The following is an 11,293-nucleotide window of genomic DNA, read 5'->3' as shown; positions in this document are numbered from 1 at the left end:
TTTTCCCAATTTAACCCTTAAATACGATATCGTTTTATTATCCTGAAACCCTTTTATGGCATTGTCTGTGTCCTTTTTAAAATACGTGTAATCTGTGATTGTTGAATAGTCTACAGAAATATTTGCTATTTTTTTGGATTGTAGCTGAAATGATAGTTGTTGTGTTTCAGTATTATTAAAATTGTTTCTCCAATTATAATTAAAATAATTACTTTGGTACAATAGTAAATTATAATTAGGTGCTTTCGAGTTGTGATTTATGGTCGCTGTTGCCGATACATCTTCATTAAGTTTAAACGTAGCTTCTCCTTTTATATAATTACCATCAAAATCTCCTGCTACATTTAATCCTAATTCACCATTGAATTCAAATTTCCGAAATGCTTTATGATACTTTCCTCCTGCAGAAAACACATCGCCTTTTAATCTATTGGTAATAGTATTGCCATTTAAAACTACAACTTTATCATATCCGTAATTATAATTGGTATTACTAATATTGAATTGTAAATCTCCAATAATATCATTGCTATAATTTAAATTAGCTTGATTATAAAAATTTTCTAGTGTAACACGATCTGTGAATGCTGTTGTTTTAAAAGCTGACCCAAAAAAACTTGTAACCGCAGCAGATTGATCATATTGATAAAATTTATCTTCAAAAGACATTATATGACCTATACTAATTTGATTTGTTGACAATGAATCTTTTTTATTTAAAAGATAATACTTGTGATCTAAATAAACTCTTTTTCCCTCTAAAGTGTTTTCTGCATTTTCAAAATTCATTTCTAATATAGACCGATCCAAAAATTCAGGATCACCACTTTCAAAATATGGCACATTATCATCTTTTAACCCTCCATTTTCTTGATTCATTAAATCTTGGGTGACAATATGGGTTCTAACAAAATAACGCTTGTTCTTTGTTTGATAATTCGCCGTAAACCTAAAGTTACCTGTACTGGTTAGTAAATGTTGATATTTACCCAATGAACGTAACCCTTTATAAGCTATTGAAAAATTGAATTGAGGCGATGTGTTTACTGTAAAAAAGGAGTCTGCCAACTGTCCTTGTTCGAATGCAGATTTATATAATAATTCGGTTAAAGGTGTGGGAACACGATAATAACTAATATCCTCTACCTCCATATAATTAAAATGTCTGGCTCTTGCCCCAAAACTTGGCATTAAGCTGGTACTTTCAAAATCGTAAGTTAAACTATTATACGTTTGCCCTAGATTTGAAAAAGGCAAAAGTCCGAAGTCGTCTCTTCTTAAATAGTTGAATTTATAATCCTTTCTTATGGTTAACGTCGTATCAACATAAGTTGTATCGTTTTCATGAGAAATAATGAGGTAATCTGTTATTTTAGCAACTTCTTTATCTGATTTACGCTGGGTATCGCTGGGCGACTTCATGCCTTCTCCTCTAAGTGAACGATTTGGTTTATCTTGAGCAAATGCTCCATAATAGAAAAACACCGTAAGGAATGCTAAAAATATTTTTATCATCAATTTATTTTTTCCGAAGCAAAAGTAATTATTTGAACGTTAAGTGTCAGTAAATATTTTAAATCAATTTGAATTAATCTGCAACAGAAATAACAAAATATTCTTTATAAAAAGCAACAATCTATTAAAATAAGTTTATAAAACTAAAATCATGACCGTGACATCATCTTTCATTCTCCTACATGCTAATGCTACTAAAACCTATTTTAATTGAAAAAACAAAGCTGTACCAAATGATGACATGGAATTCATCTTGGTACAACCTTGTTCCAATGTTTACATAAATCTATATGCTTAATAAAGCAAATTATTATTTAGCCCGATCTTTTATATTGCCTATTATTTTTTCCTTATTTAATTAATACCAAAGTCCATAAAGCCTTAAACGGGGATTCTCGAGACTTGTAAATGTCGATGCCGAGTTAGAATATTGACTCGTGTCTGTTACAAATGACCCTTCATTTTGAAAATATAAACCTTCACTGCTTTTAAAAAAACCTAAAAGTGGTTCTAATAAAGGTTCAAAATAAGCCGCATTTCCGTTAAGTGTCCCATTATATGTTAAATACAATTTATTATTTTCTATCCTTTGAGCAAAACTATAAGCTCCATAATATCTAGCTCCTGTAGCCACACTATCCATTCCAATATATATTATAATATTACCATCTTGATCTGGTATTGTATTATATTCCCAAGCACCGATAGTGAAAGATGTATTTGATTGGTTGATTGATTCTAGTAAAGCTATAAAACCAGAAGATTCCAATAAACTAATACCCCATTCTACTCTATATGCAAATGTTTCATAACCTGATGTTCCTAAATTATCAACATCATTAGTAGGCACTCCCGGTATATTGTCATATATAATCCTTAAATTTTCAGAAGTATTTTCATATTCATTTGCGGTTTGATTATATACAAAACTTGTTAATATAATACCATTAACATCTATAGGGGTTATAAAATAAAAACCATCTGCCGTAATTGCTATTGGACCACTTACCGATTCTATTTTCCCATCTTTTAGATAACTAACGGTTGTTAGCCTTGTTGCTGCATTAAAATCAAATGTTGCGATTACCTCATCATTGTACAATACATTTCTAAAAACAGATTCGGTACCATCTCCCGCGATATTCTCTACAGACATTTTTACATTATCTAAATCTAAATCGGCTGCAGTTGCTGGATACAATTTAAAAATCGTCACATCATCTCCATAGTCCAATTTACTTTCAAGAACAATTTCTTCACTGGTTGCAGATAATACATTAAACACAAATTCACCATCATTATTATTATTATTCAAAGCAAATATGTCGCTAAATACCGATGAAGTCTCAAAAACCAATTCAATTTTTAATGTTTTGTCTAACCTATACGTTATATCATCTTCATTAGATTGATAGTCTGATTTTATTGTAACCCCACCATTTTCATCAAAATTCAAAAGCATGGTATATGCACCAAAGTTTTTGTTTGGCGAATAATATCCTTTCCATCCATTTTCAGGAGCTGTTAACACGTTTAAATACTCTGTTTTAAGAGCATCTGTTCGTTCATTTATTGTTTGATCAAAAAGAGGATCTACATCATTATTTGAACAACTAATCGCTAAAAGAAGCAGTAGTAACGGAAATGACGATACTAATATTTTTATAATCTTATTCATGATTTATATTTTTATTAACCTAATTAAGTAAAAAGTAACTCATCTTTTACTTAATCTGGAATTTCGTTAGTTTCTATAACTTTATTTAATCTAACTTGCAATGAATCCCTTACCGCTAAAAGATCTACATTAAAAGAATTCTTATAATATTCTACAACAAGGTCTACTTTTTTCTTAATTAATAAACGCCCTTCATTAAGCTCTTGACAATTAACAATGTCTCCTGCATCTGTATATGTTGTACAATCTTCTTGAGCTATAAAATCTTCCTCAAAGCTCTCTGGATCTGTAACTAATAAATGTGATATTATTTCACAAAAATCTTCGTATTCATTTAATGTTCCATAATTTCGCACCATACCAAGTTTTATCGCGTCCTCCTTACTAACGCCATTACTCCAGTTATTACCTAAATAGGTGTCTGAAATTTTATTAAAACCTACAGGTAAGCCATAATTTTGATGTACGATATGAGAAAATTCATGATGCACTGTTGCTAATATACCTCCTCCAGGACGGGTCATCCAATCTCTGTCTTGATAATCTAAGCTATTTAGATTTAAAATTGTAACACGGGCTCCACCTTCGGCATATCCTAATAATATAGTTCCATCTTCTTTGTAAATATAAGAACCAATATAAACTAACTCTGCAGGGAATAATTCTTTAATAAAATTAGCGGCAGACGTTCCTGATGCAGCATAAGAACCAATCCATAAATGGTTAATTAACTTTGTGGCTGGAATAACAAAATCTGATTTTATAGGAGTCGCGCGTTGCGTCGGATCTATATAGTTATCATTCCATCTCCAGCGTGTAGCCGTACCGTACAACTCGAAAAGACTATGGCCATTATTACTGTAGAGGTATTGATCGTTAACACTAGATATATCTGGATTTTCTGGTGCCACATACTCTAAGTTGGGGTCATTACCGTCGCATTGCATAAACAACAAAGTTGCGAAGCATAGTATTATATGTTTTATTATATTTTTCATATTCTTAATATTTTTCAATTATCTTTGATTTGGTTCGATTCCGTTAGCGATTGCTTTTAAAGGAATTTGTTCTGCTTTTCTCGAATCTTTAGCCGTTAAGTTATACTCATTTCCCAATACATCAATATGAGTAACTTCTAAATCAAAGCGTTTTATATCAAACCACCTTAAACCTTCTCTTAAAAACTCCTTTCTGCGTTCTCCTATAACAAGCTTCAACATAGCTTCTTTTTCTGTACCACCATAGTACCCAACCACATCTGTAATGGTAAGTTGCCCTCCAGTATCATATCTTAAAGTTGCCATTACGTTATAATCATTAATGGCATCTTGTAATCTATCCAATTGAATGTATGCTTCGATTCTATTTAATATAACCTCTTCACTGCGTAACTCTGGCATAATAAAATAAGGGAAGCCTGTTGTCGATGTAGTATATCTAAATAGTTCTGTATATTTAGGTGGGTTTCTAGCCGAAGATGAGCTATAACCATATGCCAAACGTCTGAAATCATCGCTTCCCTGTGGGTTGTCATAAAGATAAATTTCGTTGAAAGTTCCTGTGTTAGGCTGATATCCTCTTGTATATCTCGTAACTGCTAAAGTTTCTTTTCTTACAAGCAATAAGTTAGTAGGATCATTAACATCTATAAATTGATTAGCTATCGCAACAGACCCTGAACCAGAAAAAACAGCATCCATGTCTCTTACATACGTTGTTCCTATAACACCAGAACCTAAAAGTTTATTCGAATACTCTATACACTTTGCGTAATCACCTTTAAACAAATAAAATCTAGATGCAAAGGCAATAGCGGCATTTTTATTGAAATGGTATTTTCCCAAACCTGTATAAAACTCATCAGAAATTAAAGGAAACCCTTCCTTTATATCATCTTCTATTAATTTAAAGGTTTCTTCAAGGGTACCACGGTCATAAAATACTTTTAACTGTGTTTCTGGTTCTGTTATATATGGAATGCCCAAACTTGATTTATTTTCATCATTGTAGTTTAAACAAAAAACACTAGCTAACATAAAATGATTATAAGCTCTAGTAATTAATGCTTCTCCTTTTAAAGCATTCCGATAAGAATCGTCTCCTCCCTTAATTTCACCTAAAGCCTCCAAAGCTTGGTTGGAATGGGCTATAGCAGCATAATTATTTTCCCATAAATAAGTTGGCGTATCTTGTTGTTCATAAGATACAACAGGCTGAAATGTATAGTTTTCAGTCATCCAAGTGTATTGATCATTTTCGGGAATGGCTGTGGCATTATCTGATTTCCATTCTACAAAGCTATATATAGCCTCCGAATAAGCAGACACCAATAACTCTGACACATCATCTAAAGTTGTTGCAGTTTGTCTATTATCGGGTACTTCATCTAGGTAATTATCGCATCCAAATAATACAATAAAGCCTAATAATATCATTAAATTCTTTTTCATAGTATTAAAAATTAAAATTAAGCGTAAAAGTGTAGCTTCTTGTTAAAGGGAGAGAAACCCCTCCTGTTTGGAAAAACTCTGGATCAATACCATTTAATTTATCATCTGAATATAGCAACCAAAGATTATATGCTGAGAGACTCATTGAAGCAGATTTTAACCAGGTGTTACGAATAAAACTTTCAGGCATTCTATATGTTAGCTTGATATTTTTAAGTCTTACAAAATCACCATCGGCAACTCGTAGATCACTTTTATTATAAAGTTCATATGCATTTGAACCTGCGGCATCTAAACTATTACTAACAGTTTCAGATAATATAGCAGGAATATTGGTAATGTTTTCGTCACCTGGAAGAGACCATCTATTAATTAAATCTCCTGGTAAGGAATTATAATCATCATATGTCGATTTATAGGCATCATCTAACCGGATTTTATTTCCACCTCTATAAGAAAAACCAAAATCAAAAGATAGATTTTTGTAACTTATTGTATTGTTAAAACCTCCAAAAAAAGTAGGTTCTGTTGGCCCTTCATACTTTAAATGTTTCGTTATATCTTCTCTATCTTGTAAATTAAGTGAATAAATAATTTCACCGTCTTCACCATAAAAAGTTGGAATACCATTTGAATCTAAACCTGCAAAAGGCACAGAAAACAAAGATCCTGCTGAATACCCTATTATGTTCCCCCCATTTCTACTTATAGCATCTCCAATACGATCCTGCGATTCCCATTGCGTAATTTTACTTGTAGAATGACTAAAGTTAAAATTCGAACTCCATTTAAAATCATTAGAAACTAAATTTACTGTTCTTAATGTTATCTCATAACCATCTCTCTTTAAAGTCCCAATATTCCCTAATTTGGTACCTTCTCCACCTACTCCATTTGTTTCAACATAGCCTATCAAATCTTCAGACGTTCTTTTATAGTACTCTAATTCAACACCAAGACGGTTATTAAATAAATAAGTTTCTAAACCAATATTCCACTCATAAAGCTTCTCAAAAGTTAACTCACTGTTTTCCAATTGATCTATCAATAAAGCAACTTCACGCTCTGAAGCATCTGGTCTTAAAGGTTCTGCTCCGTATAAAATTAAACCTGCACTTGCATCATAGGGGTTTTTTCCTGACAAACCATAAGTAGATTTGATTCTCAACTGGTTTACCCAATCGACATTATCCATAAAAGATTCTTGATGTATATTCCAAGCACCACTAATATTCCATGTTGGCAAATAACGTGCTGCTTTAGAATTACCCGTTCTGTTGTCGCCTGTATAAGTATAGGTGCCATTAATAATATATTTTGACTTGTATGCATACGCTAAATTTGTAAAAACACCCCATCCTCTAGCTCTGGTATCGTTTACTCCAAAATAATCTTCTCCTCTACTATCTAAAAATCTAATAAAATTAGGGTCGCTTATAACCAATCCTCCTTTATCGAATAAATAGCCCCAACCATCATATTTTTCATAAGATCTGTTGGAATAAGTTATTTCTTGAGCCAGTAAAGCTGAAACTGTATGTACATCACTAAATACTTTTGAGTAATCAAATTGATTTCTCATATAGTAATTCGTTAATGAATTTTTTGTTGTTTTTCTAAACCCACCCGTTGGTAAAACAGAATAAGGTAATAATTCTGGTGCATCTGGATCATCAAAAAGAAAAATATTGCTACCCGCAATCAATGGGTTATCTGCCCTGTAAGCCTCTGCATTATTAGAGTTTTCATGTATAGTTTGCAATGCATTACTTTCATACCAACGACCTTGTAAAACCGTAGTAAAATTTAAATTATTAGTGAGTTTCCAGTTAAGATTTGTTTGAAACGACAAATCCATTAAATCTAAATCTACATAGTTATGTGCAACCTCGTGTATAATATTGAATGGCGCATAGTTTCTTCTTAAAAACTGTAAATCACCATTTTCATCATAAGGGGTAATACTTCTACTTGTATATAATGCATAATTAAATGGATTGATATCAAAATTTCTTTCATACACACCTGTAATAGCATTAAATTTTCTGTTCTCTGAAGCAGCCACCTTTTGGTCTCTCACATTTCCTGTAATTTTAAAACCCAAAGTAAAGTCTTTAGATAAATCGAAATCGGCATTTAAATTTGCTGTGTAATTTTTAACATTATCTGCAATAGTTTGACCTTCATCTACCAAAGAACTTATAGAAGCTCTATATCTTGATGTTTCTGTACCTGAAGAAATACTGAAACTATTGGTTCTTGCAAAAGACTCCTTGAACAGCACATCAAACCAATCTGTATTCGCATCAGCATAACGCTGTAAATAGGCATAATTGGGAGAACCTCCTGGTCCCCAATTTAATTCGTTATTTGCTATTTTATAAAGCATATCTGAAAAAACGCCATGATTTCTAGCTGTATTCGCACCAGCTATATCTATCCATCCTTTTTCATATAATTCCTGATAAACAGACATTTCGTTTCCTGAATTCAAAAAATTAAATTGATTGTAAGTGGGTTTTGATTTTACAGATAAACTGCTGGTAAAATTAATAGAAGGCTTACCCGTTTTCCCTCGCTTTGTTGTAATCACTATGACCCCATCTAAAGCCCTAGCTCCATAAAGTGCTGTCGCAGATGCATCTTTTAAAACCTCAAAAGATTCTACATCCTCTGGATTTATGCCGGCAGTTGATGAACTTAATATAGTTTCTAAATTTCCAGAGGTAATATCGGTATTAGATAAGTCGACTGCGTTCTCTAGAATTACACCATCAATAACCCATAAAGGTTTATTCAAGCCATTAATTGAAGAATTTCCTCTAATTCTTATCGCAGGTGATGTACCAAATGTTCCTGAAACATTCTCTATTTCCACTCCCGCCACTTGACCTTGCAAGGCTCTACTTACATCAGGAACACCATCTAACTTAACGTCTTGAAGTTTGATTGTGGATGCAGAACCTGTAAACAGCTTTCTACTAATTTTTTGATACCCTGTTACAATAACTTCATCTAAGGACGAAACATCCTCTTCCATAGACACATTAAGCACACTGTTTGAAGGCACCGTTTTTTCAATAGATTTAAATCCTATATATGAAAAAACTAATGTTTCCCCGGGAGATGCAGCTATTGAATAGTCTCCGTCAAAACCTGTTTGTGTTCCTATATTTGTCCCTTTAACTAATATAGTAACACCCGGCAACGGTAAGCCATCAATAGATGAACTCACTATTCCTTTAACAGAATTTTGAATTAGATTGTTTTGTTGCTCAAATTTGTTTTCTGAAGATTTTAATATTATATACTTTTTCTTAATTACAAACTCTATATCCGTACCTGCCAATAATGTTTTTAAAACTTCAGAAACATATTGGTCCTTTACATTTATAGTAACTCTTTTTACAGCATCTAGTTTACTGTTATTATACAAAAACCTTATTTCTGACATAGATTCAATTTCATTAAAAACATCTTGAATAAGAACGTTATTAACATTTAAAGTTATTTTTTGATCCTGAGAAAAGCTTTTTGCTTGTACACTAAACATTGAAACTATGGCAAATAAGGAAAGTAGTTTCATTTTTAAATTAAATTTTGAATTGAACCTTTCCGTCACAAAAAGGTTACAACGATTCATTTTTTTCATACTTTTGAAATCTGTATTAGTTGTTTAAAGGATTTTTTACAATTTTACTTCTCGCCGAAAGATCTCGACCATCTTTCGGTTTTTTTTAGTCATTTTATAATCATATGCTTCTGTTTTTAGTTAATTAATGGATTAGTTATGATAATATTATCTTTGTTTTTTGAATAAATGAATTGAGTATCTTCATTAAAATAACTCAATATATTTTCTATACTTTCTCCATCATAAAATGAAGCTGTATAAATTTGTTCCCCTAAATACTTGTAATCATTTTTAATAGTCACATCAAAATGACGTTCCAGTTCTTTTAAAATATCATTAAAAGACACAGACTTAAACCTTACAGCTCCAAATCTCCAATCTGTATAAAAAGTAACATCTGTATTTATTATAGCCATTTCATTAAACAGTTTATTATATGAAGCAAGCTGACCAGGTTTTAACAAAAACCGCTTACTTATCTTGGATTTTTCTTTTTCAATCTTAACCGCCCCTTCAACAAGCGCTGTTTCTATTTTTTTATCTTCTGTATAACATGAAACATTAAACTTAGTTCCTAAAACTTCAATATTCAAATCATCTATATTTACTATAAATCTATCTTTATCTTTATGTGCTACATTAAAATAGGCTTCTCCTTTAAGAATAACTTCTCTGTTTAAACCGTCTATGAACTGTATGGGATACTTGATATAAGTTCCTGAATTTAAATCTATTGTCGTACCATCAGACAATACAATTGTAAATCGCTTGCCATAGGGAACAATCAATTCGTTATACACCAAGTCCTTAACTCCTTTAATTACTACATACTCTAAAGTGTCACTTTTTTGCTTCCCATAAACTGACCCTTTTTTGTTTTTAAAACTCTTTGACTCATTAGTTTTAACAACTTTTTCTTGGCCATTCTCCAATTTCAAAATAATTTCATCAGACTCTAACTCTTTAACGATATCCAATACTGGATCTGCTGTTTTGGAAATATTATAAAAAGCGTAATATGAAATACTTAATACGCATATTAAAATGGCGGCATACTTAAAAATTTGTTTGTACTGAATATTTTTTTTTGTTCTCTTGTCTGCTTTGATTCTATTAAGGAGTTCTTCTTTGATTTTATCGGGGCTGTGATTGGTCATATTATAATTTATGGAATAGTTTATTTTCACATAAGCATCAAAAACGTCATCATTTTCAGAATTCTCCAAAAATTGAATTAATTCATCAAGTTCTTTCTTAGAAATTGAACGAGTTAAAAACTTAATTATTAAATGTTCTATTTGATTCATGTGATGGTTATATTGCTTAATACGTAAACAAAACACCAAACCCTAAACTTTTTTTAACTTTTTTTTATATTTTTAGAAATATTTTATGTTTAACTGTTAAATCTTTATGAATAACAAAACACTACCCAACAAAACACTTATTAATAAATTAAAAAATGGAGAAGCATTTGCTTTTACATATTTGGTAGATAAGTTTCATCAAAAACTTTATGTATATGCAGATTCATTGATAAACGATCCAATAATTTCAGAAGATATAGTCCAAAATGTTTTTATTAAAGTTTGGGAAAGACGTAGCCATTTGAAAGAAGAATTTTCAATTCAAAGCTATCTTTACAAATTAGTTTACAATGAGTTTATTGATCACTATAGAAAACACAAACATGTAATTCCTTTAGAAAAAAAACATATAGATACCCTGTTATTTATAACCAGTGATGATAATAGCTCTTATATCGAACAACTGAATGAAATGGTAAAAGTTGAAATTCAGCAACTACCCTCTAAATGCAAGAACATTTTCTTATTAAGTAAAAAAAATGGGCTTACCAATAATGAGATTTCCGAACTCTTAGGTATTTCCCTTAAGACTGTTGAATATCACATAACTAAATCTTTTTACATCATAAGAAAAAATCTAGATTTAAAAATGAGATGTATTTTATTTTTAATTTACCATATTGCTTTTAATTACTAAAGCAATACTTTC

Annotated in this window: 7 protein-coding genes; 1 reads left to right on the top strand and 6 read right to left on the bottom strand. The window is 31.2% G+C overall.

What is annotated here, in order from left to right:
- The 6 genes from DKT72_RS16790 to DKT72_RS16765 all read right to left on the bottom strand — a co-directional run.
- Positions 1-1,515 (bottom strand): putative porin (locus tag DKT72_RS16790; RefSeq protein ID WP_111309908.1); only part of this gene is annotated, 1,515 nt, incomplete at its 3' end.
- Between the two features lie 358 nt (positions 1,516-1,873).
- Positions 1,874-3,193 carry a DUF4302 domain-containing protein gene (locus tag DKT72_RS16785; protein ID WP_111309907.1) on the bottom strand — a complete coding sequence of 440 codons (1,320 nt, stop codon included), beginning with the start codon at positions 3,191-3,193 and terminating at the stop codon, positions 1,874-1,876.
- Between the two features lie 50 nt (positions 3,194-3,243).
- Positions 3,244-4,191, bottom strand: coding sequence for a substrate import-associated zinc metallohydrolase lipoprotein (locus DKT72_RS16780; RefSeq protein ID WP_111309906.1), 948 nt, complete (start codon positions 4,189-4,191; stop codon positions 3,244-3,246).
- Between the two features lie 18 nt (positions 4,192-4,209).
- Positions 4,210-5,643: a RagB/SusD family nutrient uptake outer membrane protein gene (locus DKT72_RS16775; RefSeq protein WP_111309905.1), complete on the bottom strand. Its 1,434-nt coding sequence runs from the start codon at positions 5,641-5,643 to the stop codon at positions 4,210-4,212.
- Between the two features lie 4 nt (positions 5,644-5,647).
- On the bottom strand, positions 5,648-9,229 hold the full coding sequence (locus tag DKT72_RS16770; RefSeq protein WP_162623349.1) for a SusC/RagA family TonB-linked outer membrane protein: 3,582 nt from the start codon (positions 9,227-9,229) through the stop codon (positions 5,648-5,650).
- 182 nt (positions 9,230-9,411) lie between these two features.
- Positions 9,412-10,584: a FecR family protein gene (locus tag DKT72_RS16765; RefSeq protein ID WP_111309903.1), complete on the bottom strand. Its 1,173-nt coding sequence runs from the start codon at positions 10,582-10,584 to the stop codon at positions 9,412-9,414.
- A 106-nt stretch (positions 10,585-10,690) separates the two neighbouring features.
- Between DKT72_RS16765 and DKT72_RS16760 the strand changes: the two genes are divergently transcribed.
- Entirely contained in the window at positions 10,691-11,281 is a 591-nt protein-coding gene (locus DKT72_RS16760) for an RNA polymerase sigma factor (RefSeq protein ID WP_111309902.1), read from the top strand.
- The last annotated feature ends 12 nt before the right edge of the window (positions 11,282-11,293 follow it).

The sequence above is a fragment of the Confluentibacter sediminis genome, from assembly GCF_003258355.1.
GTDB classification, from domain to species: Bacteria; Bacteroidota; Bacteroidia; order Flavobacteriales; family Flavobacteriaceae; genus Confluentibacter; species Confluentibacter sediminis.
Note: the sequence above shows the minus strand (reverse complement) of the source record. Positions and strands in the feature narration are given on the sequence as shown.

Coding starts and splice junctions, on each gene's coding strand:
- DKT72_RS16785 (WP_111309907.1), bottom strand. CDS start 3,193: ATGAATAAGATTATAAAAATATTAGTATCGTCATTTCCGTTACTACTG.
- DKT72_RS16770 (WP_162623349.1), bottom strand. CDS start 9,229: ATGAAACTACTTTCCTTATTTGCCATAGTTTCAATGTTTAGTGTACAA.
- DKT72_RS16765 (WP_111309903.1), bottom strand. CDS start 10,584: ATGAATCAAATAGAACATTTAATAATTAAGTTTTTAACTCGTTCAATT.
- DKT72_RS16760 (WP_111309902.1), top strand. CDS start 10,691: ATGAATAACAAAACACTACCCAACAAAACACTTATTAATAAATTAAAA.
- DKT72_RS16775 (WP_111309905.1), bottom strand. CDS start 5,643: ATGAAAAAGAATTTAATGATATTATTAGGCTTTATTGTATTATTTGGA.
- DKT72_RS16780 (WP_111309906.1), bottom strand. CDS start 4,191: ATGAAAAATATAATAAAACATATAATACTATGCTTCGCAACTTTGTTG.